The sequence below is a fragment of the Streptomyces sp. NPDC048275 genome, from assembly GCF_040652275.1.
Lineage (GTDB): Bacteria > Actinomycetota > Actinomycetes > Streptomycetales > Streptomycetaceae > Streptomyces.
Genome location: NZ_JBEZLR010000006.1, coordinates 46,373 through 68,100, shown reverse-complemented (window position 1 = coordinate 68,100; position 21,728 = coordinate 46,373). Strand labels below are relative to the sequence as shown.

At 71.5% G+C, this 21,728-nt stretch carries 16 protein-coding genes and 1 pseudogene; 9 read left to right on the top strand and 8 right to left on the bottom strand.

The window, feature by feature from the left end; genetic code table 11:
* Window positions 1-11 precede the first annotated feature (11 nt).
* Window positions 12-1,796, bottom strand: coding sequence for an FAD-binding dehydrogenase (locus AB0D57_RS06180; protein WP_362067562.1), 1,785 nt, complete (start codon window positions 1,794-1,796; stop codon window positions 12-14).
* A 222-nt stretch (window positions 1,797-2,018) separates the two neighbouring features.
* On the opposite strand from AB0D57_RS06180, the gene AB0D57_RS06175 reads away from it, so the two are divergent.
* The 6 genes and pseudogenes from AB0D57_RS06175 to AB0D57_RS06150 all read left to right on the top strand — a co-directional run bounded on the left by AB0D57_RS06175 (window position 2,019) and on the right by AB0D57_RS06150 (window position 11,251).
* The gene (locus AB0D57_RS06175; RefSeq protein ID WP_362067560.1) at window positions 2,019-3,203 is read left to right on the top strand and encodes a helix-turn-helix domain-containing protein; all 1,185 of its coding nucleotides are present in this window, start codon (window positions 2,019-2,021) and stop codon (window positions 3,201-3,203) included.
* A gap of 90 nt (window positions 3,204-3,293) precedes the next feature.
* A complete protein-coding gene (locus AB0D57_RS06170) occupies window positions 3,294-6,185 on the top strand; it encodes a BTAD domain-containing putative transcriptional regulator (RefSeq protein WP_362067558.1) in 2,892 nt (963 codons plus the stop codon).
* 115 nt (window positions 6,186-6,300) lie between these two features.
* Window positions 6,301-8,256: a BTAD domain-containing putative transcriptional regulator gene (locus AB0D57_RS06165; protein WP_362067711.1), complete on the top strand. Its 1,956-nt coding sequence runs from the start codon at window positions 6,301-6,303 to the stop codon at window positions 8,254-8,256.
* 99 nt (window positions 8,257-8,355) lie between these two features.
* Entirely contained in the window at window positions 8,356-9,300 is a 945-nt protein-coding gene (locus AB0D57_RS06160; protein ID WP_362067556.1) for a helix-turn-helix domain-containing protein, read from the top strand.
* Between the two features lie 204 nt (window positions 9,301-9,504).
* Window positions 9,505-10,476, top strand: coding sequence for an alpha/beta hydrolase (locus AB0D57_RS06155; RefSeq protein WP_362067554.1), 972 nt, complete (start codon window positions 9,505-9,507; stop codon window positions 10,474-10,476).
* Window positions 10,477-10,490: 14 nt separating this feature from the next.
* A pseudogene (locus AB0D57_RS06150) lies at window positions 10,491-11,251 on the top strand (alpha/beta hydrolase).
* A 76-nt stretch (window positions 11,252-11,327) separates the two neighbouring features.
* On the opposite strand, the gene AB0D57_RS06145 reads toward AB0D57_RS06150, so the two are convergent.
* Window positions 11,328-12,764: a HAMP domain-containing sensor histidine kinase gene (locus AB0D57_RS06145; RefSeq protein WP_362067552.1), complete on the bottom strand. Its 1,437-nt coding sequence runs from the start codon at window positions 12,762-12,764 to the stop codon at window positions 11,328-11,330.
* Window positions 12,761-13,468 (bottom strand): response regulator transcription factor, encoded by a 708-nt coding sequence (locus AB0D57_RS06140; RefSeq protein WP_362067550.1) that lies wholly within the window; start codon window positions 13,466-13,468, stop codon window positions 12,761-12,763. The genes AB0D57_RS06145 and AB0D57_RS06140 overlap by 4 nt, the downstream gene beginning before the upstream one ends.
* Before the next feature lie 152 nt (window positions 13,469-13,620).
* On the opposite strand from AB0D57_RS06140, the gene AB0D57_RS06135 reads away from it, so the two are divergent.
* From AB0D57_RS06135 to AB0D57_RS06125, 3 genes are read left to right on the top strand one after another with little or no spacing between them, the layout of a single operon-like run.
* Complete coding sequence (locus tag AB0D57_RS06135) at window positions 13,621-14,958, top strand: ferredoxin reductase family protein (RefSeq protein ID WP_362067548.1); 1,338 nt, start codon at window positions 13,621-13,623, stop codon at window positions 14,956-14,958.
* A gap of 10 nt (window positions 14,959-14,968) precedes the next feature.
* Window positions 14,969-15,370 (top strand): FMN-binding protein, encoded by a 402-nt coding sequence (locus AB0D57_RS06130; RefSeq protein WP_362067546.1) that lies wholly within the window; start codon window positions 14,969-14,971, stop codon window positions 15,368-15,370.
* Window position 15,371: 1 nt separating this feature from the next.
* Window positions 15,372-16,094, top strand: a complete 723-nt coding sequence (locus tag AB0D57_RS06125; RefSeq protein WP_362067544.1) for an FAD:protein FMN transferase — start codon at window positions 15,372-15,374, stop codon at window positions 16,092-16,094.
* A 69-nt stretch (window positions 16,095-16,163) separates the two neighbouring features.
* On the opposite strand, the gene AB0D57_RS06120 is transcribed toward AB0D57_RS06125, so the two are convergent.
* The 5 genes from AB0D57_RS06120 to AB0D57_RS06100 all read right to left on the bottom strand — a co-directional run bounded on the left by AB0D57_RS06120 (window position 16,164) and on the right by AB0D57_RS06100 (window position 21,722).
* The gene (locus AB0D57_RS06120; protein WP_362067542.1) at window positions 16,164-18,791 is read right to left on the bottom strand and encodes an immunoglobulin domain-containing protein; all 2,628 of its coding nucleotides are present in this window, start codon (window positions 18,789-18,791) and stop codon (window positions 16,164-16,166) included.
* 227 nt (window positions 18,792-19,018) lie between these two features.
* Window positions 19,019-19,558 (bottom strand): hypothetical protein, encoded by a 540-nt coding sequence (locus AB0D57_RS06115; RefSeq protein ID WP_362067540.1) that lies wholly within the window; start codon window positions 19,556-19,558, stop codon window positions 19,019-19,021.
* 413 nt (window positions 19,559-19,971) lie between these two features.
* Window positions 19,972-20,793: a nucleotidyltransferase domain-containing protein gene (locus AB0D57_RS06110; RefSeq protein WP_362067538.1), complete on the bottom strand. Its 822-nt coding sequence runs from the start codon at window positions 20,791-20,793 to the stop codon at window positions 19,972-19,974.
* A gap of 42 nt (window positions 20,794-20,835) precedes the next feature.
* Window positions 20,836-20,982 (bottom strand): hypothetical protein, encoded by a 147-nt coding sequence (locus tag AB0D57_RS06105; protein WP_362067536.1) that lies wholly within the window; start codon window positions 20,980-20,982, stop codon window positions 20,836-20,838.
* A gap of 68 nt (window positions 20,983-21,050) precedes the next feature.
* Window positions 21,051-21,722: a hypothetical protein gene (locus AB0D57_RS06100; protein WP_362067534.1), complete on the bottom strand. Its 672-nt coding sequence runs from the start codon at window positions 21,720-21,722 to the stop codon at window positions 21,051-21,053.
* Window positions 21,723-21,728 lie beyond the last annotated feature (6 nt).

The following is a 21,728-nucleotide window of genomic DNA, read 5'->3' as shown; positions in this document are numbered from 1 at the left end:
TCCAGAGACACCTATGCGGTGGCGGCGGCCGCCGCTCGGCCGGCCTGGCGGCCGGAGAACAGACAACCGCCGAGGAACGTACCCTCCAGGGAGCGGTACCCGTGCACCCCGCCACCGCCGAACCCCGCGACCTCACCGGCCGCGTACAGGCCGGGAACCGGGGTGCCTTTCGCATCGAGGACACGGCCGGACAGGTCGGTCTGGAGACCGCCGAGTGTCTTGCGGGTGAGGATGTTCAGCCGTACGGCGATCAGCGGTCCGGCGCTGGAATCCAGGATCTTGTGGATCGAGGCGGTACGGCTGAGCGAGTCGCCGGTGTAGGCGAGCGCGTTACGGATCCCCATCACCTGAACGTCCTTGGTGTACGGGTTGTCGATCTCCCGGTCCCGGGCGTCGATCTGCCGTTTGAGGTCGGCCAGGTTGATGAGACCGTCCCCGGTCAACTTGTTCATCCCGGTGACCAGTTCGGGAAGCGTGGAGGCGACGACGAAGTCGACTCCGTTCTTCTTGAATCTCTCGATCGGCTCGGGCGTCTGCCAGATCCGCGAGAGGAGCATCAAGATGTCCTTGTTGGTGAGGTCCGGGTTCTGCTCCGACCCGGACAGCGCGAACTCCTTCGCGATGATCTTCTGCGTCGTGACGAACCACGAGTAGTCGTACCCGGTGTCGGTGATCGACTTGAGGGTGTGGAGGGTGTCGTAGCCGGGGAGGTCGGGGGCGGAGAAGCGTTTGCCGGTGGCGTCGAACCACAGGGACGACGGGCCGGGCAGGATGCGGATGCCGTGATTGGCCCAGATCGGGTCGTAGTTGCGAAGCCCCTCGGTGTAGTGCCACATCCGGTCGGGGTTGACGATCCGCCCGCCCGCCTTCTCCGTGATCGCGAGCATCCTGCCGTCCACGTGCGCGGGCACCCCGGTGATCATGGACTTGGGTGGGGTCCCCAACCGGGCCGGCCAGTTCTGCCGTACCAGATCGTGATTGGCGCCGATGCCCCCGGAGGTGACGATCACCACCGGCGCGCGCAGCTCGAAGTCGCCGACCACGGTGCGGGAACTGGCTTTGCCCCGGGCCGCGTTGCTCGGCTCCAGGACCGCCCCGCGGACGCCGGTGACGACACCGCCCGTGCGGACGACCTCGTCGACGCGGTGCCGGAACTTGAACGTCACCTTGCCGTCCGCGACCGCCGCCCGCACCTTCTTCTCGAACGGTTCGACCACGGCCGGACCGGTGCCCCAGGTGACATGGAAACGGGGGACGGAGTTGCCGTGCCCGTCCGCGAGGCCGCCGCCGCGCTCGGCCCATCCGACGATCGGGAACCAGCGCACCCCGAGCCCGTAGAGCCAGGACCGCTTCTCCCCGGCCGCGAAGTCCACATACGCCTCGGCCCACTTGCGGGCCCAGTGGTCCTGGCCGAGAGGATCGGTGACACCGCGGTCGAAACCGGCGGTGCCCTGCCAGTCCTGCCACGCCAGTTCGTGCGAGTCCTTGATGCCCATCAGCCGCTGCTCGTCGGAGTCGACGAGGAACAGACCGCCGAAGGACCAGAACGCCTGACCGCCGAGATTGCTCTCCGGCTCCTGGTCGAGGAGCAGCACCTTGCGGCCGGCGGCCGCCAGTTCGGCTGTCGCGACCAGACCGGCGAGCCCGCCGCCGACCACGATGGCGTCGGCGTCCGTGCCCGCCGAGGCGCCGAAGGCGGGTGCGGTCTGTGCGAGGGCGGCGCCGGCGAGCACGCCCCCTGCCACCGTCAGGGCACGGCGACGGCTGATGACGGCCGGGGATGGCGAATTCTCCATGGGCTGCCTTCCGGAGGGTTGCGGAGGGTGCGGAGCGGTGCGGAGGGTGCGGGAGACACAAGGGATGTTCTTGCGACGACTGCGCTGTTACCGTCGGTAGCCCACAGGGAATCAGGTCGTCACAGCAATGTGGTAGTGGCCGGGCGCCAACGTGATCACCGCTCCGTTGTGGCCCGACGACAGCGTGCGGACGGAGAGAACGTGCGGACGGAGAAGTGGCTCATGACGGTCGTTCATGAACGCGAGCCGGTCACCGAGATCCTGCGGGCCATGGCCGTCGACGCGGATGTGTGCCACGAACTCGTCCGCGCGGCGAGGGCCCAGTCCCCCGAGGTGGCCCGGCTCCCCGAGGCGGAGACCCGTTCCCACGTCACCGCCATGATCCGCGCCGCCGGCGGGTGGTTCAGCACCTTCGACCGGGTCGAGCACGAGGACTTCACGGCAGCCCTGTTACTGGGCGCCGACCGGGCGGGCCAGAGCGTGCCCATGACCGCGGTACTGCGTGGTGTCCAGGCCGCGCTCACCCGCGCGGTGGAGATCACCGTCGACCGGTGCCGCGCGGCCGGGGTGCCCGACGGCGCCCTGCTCACGCTGGTCCTGCGGCTGAAGGAGTACGGCGACGCGGTCGAGCGGCATGTGATCAACGGATATCGCGCGGCGGAGCGGGCGGCACCGCACGAGACCGCGGAGGTGCGCACGAGTCTGCTGCGGCGGCTTCTGGTCGGCGGAGTCGTGCCGTCCGCCGAGGAGATGACGAGGGCGGGGGCGCCGCCGGACGGCGGCGGACTCCACCACTGCCTCGTCGCGGACGCCACCGATCCCGCGTCCGCGCGCCGCCTCATGGACCGGTTCTCCGCGCTTCGCGGAATCTTCGGTCTCGTGGAGGGACGACTGGCGGGCCTGTGCCGCCGGATGCCCGGCAGCACGGAAGCGGGGACGGGGACTCTGGTCGTGGTCTCCTCGGCCGCGCCCTTGGAGGAGATCCGTCCGCTGTACCGGCTGTGCACCCGAGCCCTGGACATCGGCGTACGCCAGAGGCGTCACGGCCGGTACGAGCTGACCGACTTCGCCGCCGAGATCGCCCTCGCCGACCAGCCGCTGCTGGGCGCGCAGCTGAGCGGCCGGCTCCTGGGAGCCCTGGACCAGTCGGACGACTTCCACCGTCAGCTCGCGCTCACCGCGCTGACGTTCCTCGACAACGGCAGGCGCCTGGACCAGACCGCGACGGCCCTGTTCACCCACCCCAACACCATCCGCTACCGGCTCGACCGCCTCCAGCAGATCACCGGACAGTCACTGACCGACCTCCCGCCGGAGAGCCTCTCCGGCCCGCTGAGCACCCTGCACTGGTGGTGGGCCCTGACCACCTGGCTGGGCGGACCGGACCGGGACGACTCCGGCGCATGACATCAGGCCGGACCCGGCGTCCTGTAACCAGGGGTAACAAAGTCGGTGACGTAGAGTCAATCCTTGGGGTGGGATCTCGAGGGGGATGAATTGACGCTGGAGCCCGTGCGCTTCGCGGTCCTGGGCCCGGTCCGTGCCTGGCGGGCGGGAACGGAACTGGACCTCGGGCGTCCCAAGGAGAGAGCGCTGCTGGCACTGCTGCTGGTGCGCGCCGATGCACCGGTCGGCATGAGCGAGATCGTGGACACGCTGTGGGGCCACCGTCCGCCGCCCACCGCGGTCAATGTGGTGCGCCGCCTCGTCGGGTCGCTGCGGCGTCTGCTGGAGCCCGGCCTGCCCGCCCGTGCCACGGGCCACTGGCTGGTACGGGACGCGGGCGGATACCGCCTGCTGACCGACAGCGGCTCCTTGGACCTCCTGCGCTTCCGCGAACTCCGTGACGAGGCCCGGCGCACCGCCGCGGAAGGGGCGTCCGCACGGAGCGCGGAGCTGTTCACCGAGGCACTGTCCCTGTGGCAGGGGCCGGTCGCCGCCGGGATCCCCCAGGAGGTACGCGCACACGCGGTGTTCGGCCTGCCGAGCCGGGAGTACGTCGCCGCCGTGCGGGAGGCGGCCGACGCGGCCCTGCTCGCCGTCGGCCTGGCCGGCACGGTCCTGCCCGAGCTCCAGAAGGCCGCCGCCGACCACCCGTTGGACGAGCCGCTGCTGGCCAGGCTGATTCTCGCGCTGGCCGCCGACGGCCGGCGGTCCGAAGCACTGCGCACCTACCAGGAGGCGTGCGCCCGGCTCGACGACGAGCTGGGCATCGACGCCGGCCCGGAACTGCACGACGCCCACCGGACGGCGTTGCTGTACACCCCCGCACCCCTCACGTCGCCCGGGTCCGGCCCGCCCCACCGCGAACCCGATGAACCGGCCTCCGGTCTCCCCGAGCCACAGACGCCTCCCGCGCCGGCACCCGCGCAACTGCCCCACGACCTGGCGACGTTCACCGGCAGGCAGACCGAACTCGACGACGCGCTCGGACCGCTGACGAGTGAGGCGTCGCCCACCGCGACGGTGGTGATCAGCGCCATCGGCGGAATGGCGGGGATCGGAAAGACCACGCTCGCCGTGCACTGGGCCCATCAGGTCGCCGACCGTTTCCCCGACGGGCAGCTCTACGTCAACCTGCGCGGATTCGACCCGTCGGGAGAGGCCATGAACCCGGGCGAGGCCGTCCGCGGTTTCCTGGACGCGCTGGGAGTGCCGCCCGAGCGCATCCCGCACGGCGTCGACGCCCAAGCCGCGCTCTACCGCAGCGTGTTGGCCGGCCGCCGGTTCCTCGTCCTGCTGGACAACGCGCGCGACACCGATCACGTCCGGCCGCTGCTTCCCGGCACGCCCGGCTGTCTCACCGTCGTCACCAGCCGCAACCAACTCTCCGGGCTGGTGGCCGCGCACGGGGCCCACTCGCTGACCTTGCGTCCCTTCGACGCCGACCAGGCACGGGCATTCCTCGGCCACCGGCTGGGCGCCGAGCGCATCGCGGCCGAGCCCCGGGCGGCAGCCGAGATCATCACCTTGTGCGCCGGACTGCCGCTCGCCCTGGCCTGCGTCGCCGCGCGGGCTGCCACCCATCCGCACTTCCCGCTGTCCGCCGTCGCCGCCGAGCTGTGGGAGGCCCACGGCAGCCTCGACGCCTTCGCCCACCCCGACACCTCGGCAGACGTCAGCGCGGTCTTCTCCTGGTCCCTCGGCGCCGTCTCCGCCGAGGCCTCCCAGCTCTTCCGGCTGCTCGCCCTGCACCCCGGCCCGGACTGCTCCGTACCGGCCGCGGCCGCCCTGGCCGGGGTTCCGGTGCGGGAGGCCCGGCGGCTGCTGGCCGAGTTGTCCGGCATTCACCTCATCAACGAGCACGCGCCCGGCCGCTACGCCTTCCACGACCTGCTGCACGCGCACGCCACCCAGCTCGTCCACACCCATCACCCGGAGGCCGCACGCCGCGCGGCCGCACGGCGACTGTTCGAGCACTGTCTGCACACCGCCCACGCCGCGGCGCTGCTGCTCGCCCCGCACGGCGATCCGATGCCGCTCGAGCCTTCCGCACCCGGGGTCGCACCCGAGCCGCTCGCCGACGACAGTCAGGCCCTGGCCTGGCTGTCGGCCGAGTACCGGATGCTGCTGGCCGTCGTCGACGCGGCCGCGAGCTCCGGTCACGAACGACTCGCCTGCCTGCTCGCCTGGGCGCTGGAACCCTTCTTCGACCGGCGGGGAGACTGGCACGGCTGGGCCGCCACCCAGCGCACCGCGCTGGCGGCCGCACAGCGGCTCGCCGATCCGGCGATGGAGGCCCGCGGGCTGCGCGCACTGGCCCGGGCGGAGGGCAGGCTGGGCCTGCACGACCGGTCCCGCCCCCGCCTCGATCGCGCCTTGGAGCTCTTCGCCGCGTCGGGGGACGACATCGGGCGGGCCAACACCCACCGCAGTCTGGGCTGGGAATGCGAGCAGCGGGGCGACCTGCCCGGTGCCCTCCGGCACAACCAGCTGGCCCTGGGCCTCTTCCGGACCGCCGGCCTGCGCGCCGCACAGGCCAGCGTCCTCAACTCCGTCGGCTGGTACCACGCCCAGCTCGGGGACTACCGCAAGGCCCTGAGCCACTGCTTCGAAGCCCTGTCCATGCTGCAGGACCTGGGGGACCGCTACGGCCAGGCCGCCACCTGGGACAGCATCGCCTACGCCTACCACCACCTCCACCGTCATCCGCACGCCCTGCTCGGCTACCGCAACGCGATCGCCCTCTACCAGGAGCTGGGGGTGCCGTATCCCGAGGCCGAGACCCTCACCCGCCTCGGCGAAACCCAGCTCGCGACGGGCAACGACGCGGGGGCCCGCGCCTCCTGGCGAGAAGCCCTCGTCATCCTCACCGAGCTCGGCCACCCCGACGCCGACCGGGTCCGCGCCCGGCTGCACGGGAGGGACAAGCGGCTCGATCTCACGTAACCCCGGGCAGGGGGCGCACTCGGCTCCCCGGCGAAGGGCAGACGCAGGCCGTGTCGGGCGTCGGCGTTCTGGGCCCGCCGTCCCGACCGTCCGAAGGCCGTAGTTTGAAGACGTGATGCAGTTCGAGTTACTGGGCCCCTTGCGGGTCCGGCGTGCGGAGCGGGAAGTCGATCTCGGGTTCCCCCAGCAGCGGGCCCTGCTGGGGCTCCTCATGGTGCGGGCGGGCCGGCCGGTACAGCTGGGCGAGATCGTCGACGTACTGTGGGCGGGCCGCCCTCCGGCCAGCGCCACGAATGTCGTGCGCCGCTATGTCGGTTCGCTGCGGCGGCTGCTCGAACCGGGGCTGGCGCCGCGGGCGCCGGGCCGTCGTCTGCTCGGCCGCGCCGGTGGTTACCTGCTGGAGGCGGAGACCGGCGAAATCGATCTGCTGCGCTTTCGCGACCTCACCCGACAGGGCAAGCGGGCCGTTGCCACCGGCAGGCCCGAGGAGGCGGTAGGGCACTTCGTCACAGCCCTGCGCGAATGGCGCGGCCCGGTGGTGGCCATGGGCATCCCCGCGTCGGTACGGGAGCACGCTCTGTTCGGCGCGGTGGAGCGCGAGTTGACGCAGACGACGCAGATGGCTGCCGACGCGGCCCTGCTGTGCGGCCGGACGGAGCAGGTGCTGCCCGGCCTGCGCCGGGCCGCCGAGCTCGACCCTCTGAACGAGTCCCTGCACGCCCGGCTCGTCATGGTCCTCGCGGCCACCGGACTGCAGGCCGAGGCATTGGCGGCGTACGAGGAGGTCCGGCGCCGACTGGCGGCGGAGCTGCGGGTAGCTCCCGGGGCCGAACTGACCGGCGCCCACACCCGGGTACTCCAACAGGACCTGCGGACACCGGCCCCCGAGTCCGGCCGGACCCTGCGGGCACCCGCACCCGGGGCCCCGCCCGGCCTCAACTCGCCCACACGCCGACCGCCGTCCGGCCAGGACCGACGGGCACCCGAACCCCCGTCCGGCCTGGATCGGCGGACCAGGCCGTCCGAGCCGATGGAGCCCCTCGCCCGGCCGGCCCAGTTGCCGCCCGGGCTGACGGTCTTCGCCGGGCGGACGGGCGAGTTGAGCAGCCTCACGGAGATCGCCGAGGCCGCGGCCTCTTCCGGGGCGCCCACGACGATCCTGGTCAGCGGGATGGCGGGGATGGGGAAGACCGCGCTGGCGGTGCGCTGGGCCCATGAGGTGGCCGATCGCTTCCCGGACGGTCAGCTCCACGCCGAGTTGGGCGGATTCGATCCCGCCAGGCCCACGCCCGAACCCGCCGAAACACTCCGCGGGCTGGTCACCGCTCTCGGAGCCTCTCCCCGGCACCTCCCCACCGGTACGGACGCGCTCGCCGGCCTGTACCGCGGTCTGCTGGCGGGCCGCCGGGCGCTGGTCCTGCTGGACGACGCGGCCGGCACCGAGCAGGTGCGCCCGCTGTTGCCCGCCTCGCCCGGCTGCCTGGCCCTGGTCACCAGCCGCAAGGGGCTGCCCGGACTGATCGCCTCGGGTGCTCGTCCGCTGCGCCTGGAACTGCCGTCCGCCGGGGACGCCCGCGCCTCGCTGGCCCTGCGCGTCGGCCCGGAGCGACTGGCCGCCGAGCCCGGGGCGGCCGAGGAGATCATCGCCCGGTGCGGGCGCCTGCCACTGGCCCTGGCCATCGTCGCCGCGCGCGCCGTCAGCCGCCAGGACTTCCCGCTGGCCGCCATCGCCGCCGAACTCCGCGACTGCCACGGCAGCCTCGATGCCTTCGCGGGTCTCGGCGCCGCCTTCTCCCCTTCCTACCGGTCGCTGACACCCGCCGCCGCCCGGCTGTTCCGACTCCTGTCGCAGCACCCCGGCCCCGACATCTCGGCGGGTGCCGCCGCCGACCTCGCCGGACTGCCCGTGCACCGGGCCCGGCCGATCCTCAACGAACTCACCGACGCCCATCTCGTCACCGAACCCGTTCCGGGCCGCTACACCGTGCACGACCTGCTCCGCGCGTTCGCCGCCGAACTCCCCGACCTCCCCGAGCCGGAGTCCCTGTCACTCCCGCGTCACTCTTTTTGAACTCCCGCCGACCTACGCTCCGATCGGAGTGGACGACCGGCCCCTGGGATCCGTCGCCCCTCCTCGCAACAGTTCGGCAGGCTTGAGAGGAAACGGCGGATGACGTCCACCTTCAGCACCATCGAGGTCGACGGCGGTGAGACCGGTGTGTGCCGGATGCCCCTGGGCCTCGGCATCGTCATCACGAGCGCGGCGCCCGCGAGCCTGCCCCAGGACGGTCGGCCGCACCCGGCCCGGCGGGCTCACCGGTTGGTCGCCCGGGACAGCGGCGAGTATCTCTTCGTAGGCGTACGAGGCGGCCACGGCAACCTCGATTCGCCAGAGCCGCCGGACGTCCTCCTCGCACCGGGAGACATCTGCTTCTACGACGCGCACCACCCGCCGACGCTCGACTTCCCCCAACGTTTCCGCATGAAGACGTTCCTCGTGCCGCGCGAGTCGCTCGGGCTCGTCGGGACCGACGTGCACCGGCTCGCAGGCGCTCCGGTCCCGCGTACGTCCCGGCTGGGAACCCTGCTGTCGCCGTTCCTGTCCGAACTCGCCGACACCGCCTCGTCGTCCCGGCCCCCGGTCGGCGAGATGCTCGCCTGGAACGCCGTGAACGTACTGGCCACCCTCGCCGCGGAGCGACTGGGCCGGGACGTCACCGGCACGCCCGACGCCCGGTCTCCGCTGATGGCAAGGATTCTGCAGTTCATCGACCGGCATCTGACCGACGCGGACCTGTCCCCCGAGGTGATCGCCGGGGCCCACCGCATCTCCGCGCGGTACCTGCACAGGCTCTTCCAGGACGAGGGCACCACCGTCGGCCGGTGGATCCAGCGGCGCCGCCTCGAGAAGTGCCGACGCGACCTGATGCTCCGGGCACGGAGCAGCCAGACCATCGCGGCGGTGGCCAACCGCTGGGGCTTCATGAGCGCCACACATTTCAGCAGGGTCTTCCGGGCCGCGTACGGAATGTCCCCCAGCGAATGGCGGGACACCGTCGGCCGGGATACGCGGACCGGGCGTCTACCGAAAGAGGTGATAGTCGATACGCAATGACAACTGGACAGTTCTGTCAGCGCACCGGATTCTTCCTGCCGGCGCACTCACTTGTTCGTCCGGTCGGACCAGGTTTCGTTTCCGTGCGCTGCGAGAACAGCGACAGTGCACTGTCAGACCATTCATTTCGGTACCCCGACTCTAGGGTGGGCAACACCGGGATATCACCCGGCATACCCGAGCACCACGTTCCAGGAGATTCCCATGTCCGACGCCGTAGAGCCCGTCAAGCCGGTGCTGGAACCGGCGGCAGCCGCTTTCGCGGAAGCCACCGCCAATCCGCCGTACCTGTTCGACCTCGCCCCGGCAGAGGGGCGAAAGGCCGTCGACGAGGTGCAGTCCGGCGACATCGAGAAGCCGGCGATCGACGAGGAGTGGATCACCGTCTCGGGCGGTCCGACCGGCAGCGTCCGGGCCCGTATCGTGAAGCCCGCCGGTGCCGAGGACACCCTGCCGGTGATCCTCTACATCCATGGCGCGGGCTGGGTGTTCGGCAACGCCCACACCCACGACCGCCTTGTCCGCGAGCTCGCCGTCGGCGCGAACGCCGCCGTGGTCTTCCCCGAGTACGACCTCTCCCCCGAGGCCCGCTACCCGGTCGCCATCGAGCAGAACTACGCGGTCGCCCAGTGGGTCGTCCAGCAGGGCGCGACCAAGGGCCTGGACGGTACGCGGCTGGCGGTGGCCGGCGACTCGGTGGGCGGCAACATGACCGCGGCCCTGACCCTGATGGCCAAGGAGCGCGGCGATGTCCCGCTGCTCCAGCAGGTGCTGTTCTACCCGGTCACCGACGCGAACTTCGACACCGGCTCCTACCACCAGTTCGCAGAGGGCTACTTCCTGCGCCGCGACGGCATGCAGTGGTTCTGGGACCAGTACACGACCGACGAGGGCGAGCGCGCCCAGATCACCGCATCGCCGCTGCGTGCCACCACCGAGCAGCTCACCGGACTGCCCCCGGCGCTCGTCATCACCGGCGAGGCCGATGTGCTGCGGGACGAGGGCGAGGCGTACGCGAACAAGCTGCGCGAGGCCGGAGTGGCCGTGACCGCCGTGCGCTTCCAGGGGATCATCCACGACTTCGTGATGCTCAACGCCCTGCGCGAGACCCATGCCGCCGAGGCCGCCATCACGCTGGCCACCGGCACGCTGCGTACCGCGCTGCACGCCAGCTGAGAGGGAGGTCGACCATGTCTGAGAACACCACGCCCACCGCGCTGCTCGTCCACGGCGCGTTCGCCGACGCGGCCAGCTGGTCCGGCGTCATCGCGGACCTCCAGAGCCACGGCATCCCCGTCGTGGCGCCACCGAACCCTCCCCCAACTCTCGGCTTCGCTCGAGCCGGGGGGACCCCCATCGCGGTCTCGCGTCCGACGCCGCGTACATCGCGTCGGTGGCCGCGCAGATCGACGGCCCCGTCGTGCTGGTGGGCCACTCCTACGGCGGCGCGATCATCACCGTGGCCGGCACCACGGACAACGTGGTGGGACTGGTCTACGTCGCGGCGTACGTCCCCGACCAGGGCGAGAGCCTCGGCGAACTGCAAGGGCGCTTCCCCGACTCGCCGCTGGGCGCGAGCCTGAGGCAGTGGACGTATCCCGTCGGGGGCGCCGAGCCCGCCGTCGAGGTCACCATCGTCCCCGAGGCCTTCCCGTCCGTCTTCGCCGCGGACGTGCCCGCCGACGTCACCGAGGTGCTGGCGGTCGCCCAACGCCCGCTCGCGGCCTCGGTGTTCACGGAGCCGGCCGCGGCCGCCGCGTGGCGGAACAAGCCCTCCTGGGCTCTCGTGGCCGCCGCCGACCAGGCGATCAACCCCGAGGTCCAGCGCTTCGGCGCGACGCGCGCGGGCGCGACCGTCCTCGAGGTCGAGGGCGCCTCGCACGCCGTCGCGGTGTCCCGGCCGAAGGTGGTCGCCGAACTGATCCGCGACGCGGTCCGCGCGACGAGCTGAGCGGACGACACAGACAGCCGCGCGGGCGTACCTCCCCCGTAGTACGCCCGCGCGGCCCCTTCGGCATGCCCGGCGCTCAGTCCGTCCGGGCGAGCGGCATCCTGATCGTGAAGGCCGTCGAACCCGGGCGGCTGGTCAGTTCGACGGTGCCGCCATGCGCCCGGACCAGTGAGCGGGCCACCGCGAGGCCCAGGCCGCTGCCACCGCGGTCGCGGCTGCGGGCCTTGTCGACACGGTAGAAGCGGTCGAAGACCCGTTCCTGGTCGGCGGCCGGGATCCCGGGGCCGGAGTCGGTGACCCGCACCTGGGCGGTGCCACCCGCGACGGACACGTCCAGGCAGACCTTCGTCCCCGGCGGGGTGTGCACGGCGGCATTGGTGAGGAGATTGTCGAGCACTTGCCGGATACGCAGAGGGTCGAGGCGCAGCCGCACCGGATCGGGACCGGCCGTCACGGACAGCGCGTGGTCCGGCCGGCCCGCGCGGAAGGCGTCGGCGGCTTCCCGCGCCAGCTCCACCAGGTCGGCGTCCACCAGCCGCAGCGGTGCCTCCACCTCGCCGGCGTCCAGGCGGGCGAGCAGCAGCAGGTCGTCGAGGAGTACGCCCATCCTGGCGGCCTCGGCGCGCAGCCGGGCCAGGTGTTTCTCGCGTTCCTCGGGCTCGTTGGCCGCCGCGTACTGGAAGAGGTCCGCGTAGCCGCGTACCGACATCAGGGGGGTGCGCAGTTCGTGCGAGGCGTCGGCGACGAAGCGGCGCAGCCGCTGTTCCGCCTCCGTGCGGACGGCGAGGGAGTCGTCGATGTGTTCCAGCATGGTGTTGAACGCGGTGCGCAGTTCCTCGACCTCCGGTCCGCCCCGTCCGCCGCCGGCCCGCACCGCGAGGCGGGCCGAGCCGGTCAGGTTGTGCGAGGTGATGCCGCGGGCCGTGTGCGCCATGTCGCTGAACGGCCGCAGGCCGCGCCGCAGCACCGCCCGGCCGCTCACGACGAGTCCGAGCAGCGCGAGCGCGAAGGCGACGACCTGGACGGTGATCAGCTGCCGCATGGTGTTCTGCAGGTCCTCCATGGGCGCCGCGGTGACCAGGACAACCCCGGGTTCGACCTCGCAGGCCCGCAGCTTGTACGTGCCCTGCCCGTCGATGGAGGCGTTGCGCAGGGTGTGCGCGGAGGTGACGTCCGGCAGCGTCTGGGCGGCGGCGGCGAGTGCCGCGGTGTCCGCCGGTACGTCGGCGGGCTTGCGGAGTACGGCCGTGCCGTCCGAGAGGTCGTACACGGCGGTGAACCATCCGTAGTACGGCTTCTGCTGCACGGTGCCGTGCGTCTGGGCGTCCTTGGACTGGGCGATCTGGACGAGCTTCATCTGCTCGCCGAGCTGGCGGTCCAGGTAGTCGCGCATATACGTCGTCAGCGCGGTGCCGACGACCGCGAACACGACGAGCGACAGCACGCCCATCCCCAGGGCCAGCCGGGTGCCCAGGCGCAGCCGGCGGTAGGTCTCCCGCAGCCTGCTGATCACTCGGCGACCAGCCGCACCACGTATCCGACGCCGCGCACGGTGTGTATGAGGGGTGCGCCGCTGTCGCCGCTGTCGTCGAAGCCGTCCAGCTTGCGCCGCAGCCTGCTGACGACCAGCTCGACGACATTGGAGCGGCCGCCGAAGCCGTACTCCCACACATGGTCGAGTATCTGGGCCTTGGTCAGCACGGTCGGTGACTTGCGCATGAGGTAGCGGAGCACTTCGTACTCGGTCGGGGTGAGCGTGAGCCGTCGCCCGCCGCGCCGCACCTCCCGGGTGTCCTCGTCCATCGTCAGGTCCGCCACCGTCAGCACGGACCGCTGGAACCCGGGCCCGGCGCTGCGGCGCAGCACGGTCCGCAGCCGCGCCATCAGTTCCTCCACGGCGAACGGTTTGACCAGGTAGTCGTCGCCGCCCCGGGTGAGGCCCGCGACCCGGTCGGCGACGCCGTCGCGCGCGGTGAGGAACACCACGGGCACCATCGTCCCGGACTGGCGCAGCTGGTCCAGGACGGCGAACCCGTCCAGGCCGGGGAGCATCAGGTCGAGCACCACGATGTCGGGGCGGAACTCGGCGGCCCGGCGCAGCGCCTCCTCGCCGGAGTGCGCGGTGGCGGCCTCCCAGCCCTCGTAGCGGGCGACGGTCGCGACGAGATCGGCTATGGGAGGGTCGTCGTCCACGACCAGGAGGCGTACTTTTTCCACCCGCTCATAGTGCTTCACCCGGCTCCGGAAGCCATAGCCGCCCACGCCCCTGATCCACATCGATAATCACTTGAAAGTTGACCGACAGGAAAACGACAGCTCCGACCAGGCAGGCTCGGTGTCCCCGGACCCGAAACTAGGAGCCTGCGTCCGTGACGACTGTCGAACGTCTCCAGCCGCCCCCCACGGCGGTACGTCCCAAGGTGGTGGCCCGAGCCGGCCTGTACACCTTGCTGGGCGTGAACGTGGGCGTGGTGGCCGTCTTCTTCTTCCAGTCTCCGCTCGATTCGAACGCCCTGCTCCTGCTGGGGCGGCTGGCGGGGCTGTACGGCGCGCTCCTGATGGCCTTCCAGCTGCTGCTGGTCGCCCGGCTGCCGTGGCTCGACCGCCGCATCGGCATGGACCGGCTGACCTCGTGGCACCGCTGGGTGGGCTTCGGCCTGCTGTGGACGCTGACGGCGCACGGAGTGTTCATCACCTTCGGCTACGCCGAGTCCTCGTCGATGGGCCCGGTGGACCAGCTGGTGGACCTGGCCGAGACCGTCGAGGGCGTGCTGCGGGCGATGGTCGCGCTGGTGCTGATCATGGTGATCGGCGCGGTGTCGGCGCGGTTCGCCCGGCGCCGACTGGCCTACGAGACCTGGCACTTCATACACCTCTACACCTATGTGGCGGTGGTGCTGGCGTTCACGCACCAGATCGGGGTGGGAACCACCTTCACCACGTCGTCCACGGCCACGGCGTACTGGTGGGGCATGTGGGGAGTGGCGCTCGGTTCGGTGTTCCTGGGACGCGTGGCGCTTCCGCTGTGGCGCAACCTGCGCCACCAACTGCGGGTCTCGGCCGTGGTGCCGGAGTCCGACAACGTGGTGTCGATCTACATGACGGGGCGGGACCTGGACCGGCTGCCCGCGCGGGCGGGGCAGTTCTTCCTGTGGCGGTTCCTCACCAAGGACCGCTGGTGGCAGGCCAACCCGTTCTCGCTGTCGGCCGCGCCGGACGGCCGTACGCTGCGCCTGACCGCGAAGACGGCCGGCGACGGCACCGCCGCCCTGCGCCACATCCCGGTCGGTACGCGGGTCTTCGCCGAGGGCCCCTACGGTGCCTTCACCGCGATGCACCGGACCCGGCCGGACGCCCTGCTCATCGCCGGCGGTGTGGGGATCACCCCGCTCCGGGCGCTGCTGGAGGAGCTGCACGGCCACGCGGTGCTCATCTACCGGGTGGCCACGGACCAGGACGCGGTCCTCTACGACGAACTGCGGGAGCTGGCCCACGCCAAGGGCGCCGTGCTGCACCTGGTCACCGGACCGGTCGTGCCGGACCGGCTGGCGCCGTCGGAGCTCGTCCGGCTGGTGCCGGACCTCACCGACCGGGATGTCTACGTGTGCGGTCCGCCCGGCATGACCGGTGCCGTCCTGCGCGGTCTGCGCGAGCTGGGCGTGCCCAAGCCGCAGATCCACTCCGAACGCTTCAGCCTGGCTGGATGAGGGGAACACCGTGAAGCGAGTACTGCCTGTCCTGGCCCTGTCGGTCGTGGGCCTGGTCACGGTGTGGCGTTACGAACCGTCGACCGCCACGACGTCCACCAGCGAGGTCGCCGAGCCCGCCTCGACGCCTTCCGCGTCCTCGGGCGCCTCGTCCCAGGTCGTGGCGGGCTCGACCGTCGCCACCGAGAAGGGTGATGTGCAGGTCGAGGTGACGTTCGACGGCGACACGATCGCCTCGGTACGGATGCTGAAGCAGCCGAACCACCCCCAGACCACGGCCGCCGTGCCGAAGCTGGTCCAGGAGACCCTCCAGGCCCAGAGCGCCGACATCGACACGGTGTCCGGCGCCACGATCACCAGCGACGGCTACCGGGAGTCCCTCCAGGCCGCCCTCGACGCGAAGGGCGCCTGAAGTGCGGCGTGTCGAGCATGTGATGGGGTTCCCGGTCTCGCTGCGGATCGACGACGGGAACGCGCGGGAGGAGGCCGCGGACGCGGTGTTCGCCTGGCTGCGCGAGGTCGACGCGCGGTTCAGCCCCTTCAAGCCCGACAGCGAGGTGTCCCGGCTGGACCGCGGCGAGCTGGAACCGCACGAACTCAGCCCTGATCTGGTCGAGGTCCTCGCCCTGTGCGAGGACTACCGGGTCGCGACCCGCGGCGCGTTCCAGGTGCGGCTGCCCGGCCGCGGTCTTGATCCCTGCGCGATGGTGAAGGGGTGGTCGGTGCAACGGGCCGCGGAGCTGCTGGCCGAGCGAGGGGCGACCAGGTTCTGCCTCAACGCCGGTGGTGACGTGGCCTCGGCGGGCGGTCCGTGGCGGGTGGGCGTACGCCACCCCGAGCAGGCCGACCGGCTGTGCACGGTGCTGGAGATCACCGACGGCGCGGTGGCGACCTCCGCGCGGTACGAACGGGGTGACCACATCGTCGACGGGCGCACCGGCCGTCCGGCGACCGGCCTGCTCAGCATGACCGTCGTGGCCCCGTCGCTGACCGAGGCGGACGCGACGGCCACGGCGGCGTTCGCGATGGGCGCGGAGGGCATCGAGTGGGCCGCCGCACGCGAGGACTGCGAGGTGTTCGCGGTCGACACCGAGCACCGGGTCTTCCGCACGGCGGGGCTTCCCGTCGCCGCCTGACGGCTTCAGGCGCACGCGTACGAGGGCTCCCCGCAGAACGCGGGGAGCCCTCGTTGTCGTACGGCGTCCCTAACGTGCGTCTGTCCGCTTCAGGTGTCCGCGCCGGTAGAGGAACCAGCCGCCCGCCGTGAGCAGCGCGGCCAGTGCGGCCATGGTCAGGACGGTGACGCCGGTGGCGGCGAGGCTGCCGCCGGCCGTGCTGGTGCCGGAGGTCGCGCCGGTGACGCCGCCCGTCGTGCCGCCGCCGGTGGTTCCGCCCGTCGTGCTGCCGCCCGTCGTGGTTCCGCCGGTGCTGCCGCCGGCCGTACCGCCGGTGTCGTCGCCGCCGTCGTCCGGGTTCTGTCCGACGAAGGTGACGGGCACCCTGACGTCCTGGGTGCGGTCGCCGGAGAGGGTGTGGTCGGCGCGGGTGGCCAGCACGCAGGCCGACTTGAGGCAGTCGGTGTACTCGTCCTTGGCATCGACGGTGAGTTCGACCTCGAAGGTGCCGCCCTCGCCGTACGGGATGGCCTGGTCCTCGCCGTAGTCCGGCGGGTTGGACGAGATCCACACGGAGCTGTGAGAGGTGCCGGTGGTGTCGGCGCCGCCGACACAGGGGGTGGGCAGTTCACCTTCGCCGTTGTCGACGCACAGGGCGACGTAGATGCCCTTGTCCTCGTCGTAGCCGGAGCCGGTGACCTTCAGCTTCTGGTTCTCGGTGGCCAGGTCGTCGACCGGGGTGACGGTGAGCTTCTGGCCCTCCGGTCCGGTGACGGTGTCCGTGCCGGACGGCACGTCGTCCCCGTCGCCGTCGCCGCCCCCATCCGTACCGCCGTCGTCATCGGGCTCGGTGACCGTGAGGGTGATCGGCGTGGTGCGGGTGGTGCCGACGGTGTTCGTGAACTCGGCGCGGTACCGGTAGCCGTCGTGCGACGCCTTCGCGGTGAAGGAGTACGTGTTCTTGGTCGCCCCCTCGAGGGAGGTCCAGGTCTGGCCGTCGTCGGGGCTGACCTGCCAGCGCACGGTGGGCTCCGGGGTGCCCTCGGCGGCGGCCACGAACGTGACGTCGTCGCCCGGGGTCACGGACTGGTCCGTGGGGGCCTGGGTCACCTTCGGGGACATCCGGCGGTCCAGCTTGACGACCTCGCTCTCCGTCTGGTTCGTGACGTAGACGGAGGTGGCGCCCGGGGTGACGGCCACGCCGGCGTAGGTGCTGGAGCGGCTGCCCGGCAGGGCGACCGGCTCGGCCGCCTGCTGGAACGTCGCGCTGTCGTAGGCCTCCAGGGCGCCGACGTTGTCCGCGCCGTCCTGCTCGGCGGTGCCGTAGTCCTCGCGGAGGACGAAGGCCTCCCCGGTCGTCTTGTCGAAGGCCATCGCCGTGGCCTTGTCCTTGCCGGTCAGCGCGGCCAGTTTCTTGCCGTCCTTGTCGAAGACGGTCACCGAGTAGCCGGTGCTCACCCACACGTTGCCGGTCACCGGGTCCGGCTCGACGAAGTAGACCCACTCCGCCGGGATGTCGACCGTCGTGGTGACCGTGAAGGAACCGGTGTCGACGCGGCGCAGTTTGCCCTCGGCGCCGTCGCCGGACCAGACGGCCTGGTGCGCGAGGTCCACACCGAGCGCGTTCCCGCCGTCCAGGGTGACCGTCCGCTCGACCGCGCCGGTGGCGGTGTCGATCTCGGAGACTACGGGCCCCTGCGCGACCAGCGTGGTGCCGGCCTCGGTGCCGGGGCCGACGCCGGTGACGTCGGCGCCGGTCAGCCAGACGCCCTTCGCCGCGGTGTCGCCGTCCTTGGCGGTGCCTATGCCGCGCAGCGGGTAGTGGAAGACGACGCCGTCACCGGGGAGCGGGGAGGCGATCCTGCGGACCACCCGGTTGGCCAGGGTGCCGGTGGCCCCGGGGGCCTGCGCGATGTGGCTGAGGAGCTTGCCGTCGTCGGGGTCGAGGGCGTACAGACCCTGCTCGGCCACGTCCGCGGTGTCGAGGATGTTGTCCGAACCGACGTACAGCTTCCCGGAGTCGGGGTGCAGCAAGAGGTCCAGCGGCCGGCCGGCGGTGGTGAACTCGGCCGTCCTGACGTAGCTGACGGTGCCCGCCGGTACGTCCACGCCGTCGCCGCCGTCATCCCCGTCACCGGGGTCCTGGCCCTCGAAGGTGAGGGGGATGCGGACGTCCTGGGAGCGGTCGCCGGTGCCGTTGTGGTCGACGCGGGTGACGACCGAGCAGGCGACCTGAAGGCAGTCGAGGGCGGCGTCCTTGGCCTTGACCTCGAGCTCGACGTCGAAGGTGCCGCCCTCGCCCCACGGGATGGCAACCGTGCCGGCGCCCTCGCCCGGAGCGCCCGCCGGGATGATCCACTTCGAGGCGCCGCTGTCTCCCGACTGGTCGGCACCGCCGAGGCAGGGCGTGGGGATGCGGTTGTCGCCGTTGTCCTTGCACACGGCGACGTAGATGCCCAGGGTGTCGTCGTAGCCCTCGCCGGTGACGCGGAGGGTCTCACCGTCCGGGTCCAGGTTGGCGGAGGCGGAGACGGAGAGCTTCTGGCCCTCCTTGCCGAGTGCGGTGCGCGGCGTGTCGGCGGCCTGGGCGGCGGAGCCGGCGGTGACGGCCGTGACGGCGGCGGCCACCAGGGCGGCGGCGCCGAGGAGCGCCGCGGGACGTCTGAGCCGGGATCTGACCGGGTCCGGCTCACGCCGGGCCAACGCGTCGTCTGCCATGGGGGGTTCCTCGGTTGTCGGATACGGCCGGACAGGCCCTGAGGGCGATTACCGGAAGGTGATCGGGATGCCGCTCCGCGGCGGGCGCGCGGGCGAACGGTGGGGCTCTCATGGTCTGTTGGACACCTTTCTCGGCTGCTGGACGTGCCGGAACGGGCCGACCGGACGGCCGGCCCGTGGAACCGGTCGGACGGTCGGCCCGTGGAACCGGCGGGACCTGCGATCGCCTACTGGAAGGCGATCGGCACGTGCACGTCGTAGTTGCGGTCGTTGGTGTCGAAGTGGTCGGCACGGGTGACGACGGCACAGGTGACGTCCTCGCCGCAGACGCTGCCGTCGTCGAGCGTGGCCTTGACGTAGATCTGCACGCTGAAGGTGCCGCCCGTGCCGAACTTGGAGCTGTTGGCGAACAACCCGCCGAAGGTGTTGTTGATCCAGTGCGAGGCCCCGGTCGAGCCGGACTCGTCCTGGCCGCCCAGGCAGGGGGTGGGCTTGGCCGCGCCCTGGGCGCCGCTGACCGCGCACAGGCCGACGTAGATGCCCTGGCTCGTGTTGTAGCCGGAACCCGAGACGGTGATGACCTGGCCCGCCGCGGCGGCCGAACCCGGCGCGGTCAGCGACAGGTTGTAGGTGGTACTCCCGTCGGTGATCGTGCGGGTCGAGGTGGCGGCGGAGGCCGAGGTGGCCAGACCCATCGTCAGCACGGCGGAGGCGGCGACGGCGAGACCCGCGCGGGCGGCGGTACGGACGGACGGAACAGCTCTCATGGTGGACGGAGCACCTTTCTCGGCGACAGGAACCACTTAGGTAAGGCAAACCTAAGTACAACCTGCCCTCGATTGTCAACACTCGGTAAAGCGCGTCAACCCGTCGAACACGAAGGGGAGTTCGCGACTTCTCGACCGCCGATCCCGTACATCCGTACCGGGACGACCATGTCCCAGAAGTTCCGCGCGGCGCCCGCGCGAGCGCCACCAAGCCCTCGAAGCCGCCCGCCAGGCCCAGGAGACCGACGAGTGGAAGGCCCGCTACGCGATCCGGGGCTGCACCTCGGACGTGTTCTTCAGCAGGCCCTCGATGATGTACACGGCCTCTCAGGACGTATCTGGGGCAAACGGGCGAGTGGGCCGTATTCGTGCAGGTAGAACACTTGCGGTCGCGTCCGTGACAGTGCGCCCCGTCACCCCGGAGAGAGGTTGTCCAATACATCGGCGGCCAGCTGGTCCGCGTCGTCGATCGCGGTGATGAGCTCGTCCGGGGTGGCTCCGAGTGCGCCGAACAGGGCGTGGGCGCGTGCGGAGAAGTTGGCCGGAGCGGTCGGGAGCTGCGCTGCCGCCTGGACGGCTCCTTTCTCGTTGAGCACCCACCACCCGGCCTGGGCGTGCAGGGCGTGCACGAGGAGTCCCACCACGCGGAATAGGCAGCCGGCAATGTAGAAGGCGTCGCCTCGGGTCACGCCTTTGCGGGCGATGGACAAGGTGAACGGCACTTCCCATCGCGCGTTGGCGACCAGCGAGTCACGTAGGGGCTGCGGGTATGAGGTCTGGATCTGCTCCTGCAAGGCGACCAGTTCACCGGTGAGGTCTGCGAGGATGCGTCCGATGGCTACCTCACCGGCGTAGGCGTGCGAGTAGACCCCGAGCGGATGGCCTGCCTGCGTGCCTACTTCGAAGTGCCCGGCCTGGCACTGCTGCCAGATCCGGTGCACGCGGTCCAGGTCGCGATAGATCCAGTCGATGTGTGCCCCGTCGACGGTCAGCCAGCCACCGCCGTCGACCCAGGGACCCCACCCGCCCGGCTCGGTCACTTCGACCGCGCCGCCGGTCAGGTCGGTGGCGAGCAGGCGCAGGGAGGCGGTGTCCAGCGGAGGGCGGTAGTAGAGGCCAAGATCGAAGTCGGAGTCGGGCCTATGCGTGCCGCGTGCCCGGCTGCCGCCGAGGCAGACTGCGACGACGCCGCCGATGCCGGCCAGCCGGTTCGCGATCTTCGTTACTTGGTCCACTGGGTGGAGTCTGCCGAACGGGGACCGGTCCTGGCGACTGGATTACCGGTGACGGCTCGCGCCGGGGCCGAGGCGGCGTCGCAGTTCGAGGTTCTCGCTCTGGGCGGCTTCGAGGGCCTGCCGCAGGGCCTGGACCTCGTCGCGGTGCCGCTGCTTGAGCTCGGCGAGCTGGGTGGTGAGGGTGCGCACGACGCTGCTGGGCGAGTCCTCGGGCGGCTGCGGGGCCGGCCGTGGCGGGTGGCTTCGCTGCTGGGACCTCAGCTGTTCGACGCGTCGGCGGAGTTCGGTGCAGCGGCCTGCACCATCTGGGCCTTCACCAGGGCGATTACAGCCGGGGAGACCCTGCCCTCCAGTCGCGTCGCGACCTCGTCCACCGACGCCTCCTCGTCCAGGCCCTCCAGCGCCTTGCGGGCCTCGGCGGTCATGGCCGCGGCCTTCTCCAACGCCTCCTGGGCCGGGCCGCCCTCGTCGATGTGCTTCAGCACGGTGCGGTAGTTCCCGATCAGAGCCTCGACGATCTCCCGCTCGGCGAGCCGGATCTCCTCCAGCTCCGCCTTGGCTTTCTTGATCTTCGTCGCCACGCGCTTGCAGAACATCGTCGCGAGGTCGTCCCGCACCCGCATCCTCGCCTTGTGCGTCAGAGCCGCGACCAGCGCGATGCGTTTGACGGGGACGAAGTCCCGCAGCTCGGAGGCATCCGCCGCGTCCGCCTCCCCGGCAAAGTCGGTGATCTTCCCCGCGGCGACACCGTCCATCCACACACCGGTGCCGCCGAGCCCGTCCACCCATTCCAGACGCCTGATCAGATTCTTGAAGTGCGACCAGGTCGGGCCCTGCGCGGGCTTCTTCAGCCGGTTGAATAGTGTCGTCCCGTCACTGTCGCACTCCTCCAACAGCCGCATGAGCCCCGCCCTCTGAGCGGCGCTCATGCGCTC

What these genes read in the sequence shown, in the direction of transcription:
- AB0D57_RS06180 (WP_362067562.1), bottom strand. Translation starts at nt 1,796, where the DNA reads ATGGAGAATTCGCCATCCCCGGCCGTCATCAGCCGTCGCCGTGCCCTG.
- AB0D57_RS06165 (WP_362067711.1), top strand. Translation starts at nt 6,301, where the DNA reads ATGCAGTTCGAGTTACTGGGCCCCTTGCGGGTCCGGCGTGCGGAGCGG.
- AB0D57_RS06160 (WP_362067556.1), top strand. Translation starts at nt 8,356, where the DNA reads ATGACGTCCACCTTCAGCACCATCGAGGTCGACGGCGGTGAGACCGGT.
- AB0D57_RS06175 (WP_362067560.1), top strand. Translation starts at nt 2,019, where the DNA reads ATGACGGTCGTTCATGAACGCGAGCCGGTCACCGAGATCCTGCGGGCC.
- AB0D57_RS06115 (WP_362067540.1), bottom strand. Translation starts at nt 19,558, where the DNA reads ATGAGAGCTGTTCCGTCCGTCCGTACCGCCGCCCGCGCGGGTCTCGCC.
- AB0D57_RS06100 (WP_362067534.1), bottom strand. Translation starts at nt 21,722, where the DNA reads ATGAGCGCCGCTCAGAGGGCGGGGCTCATGCGGCTGTTGGAGGAGTGC.
- AB0D57_RS06120 (WP_362067542.1), bottom strand. Translation starts at nt 18,791, where the DNA reads ATGGCAGACGACGCGTTGGCCCGGCGTGAGCCGGACCCGGTCAGATCC.
- AB0D57_RS06155 (WP_362067554.1), top strand. Translation starts at nt 9,505, where the DNA reads ATGTCCGACGCCGTAGAGCCCGTCAAGCCGGTGCTGGAACCGGCGGCA.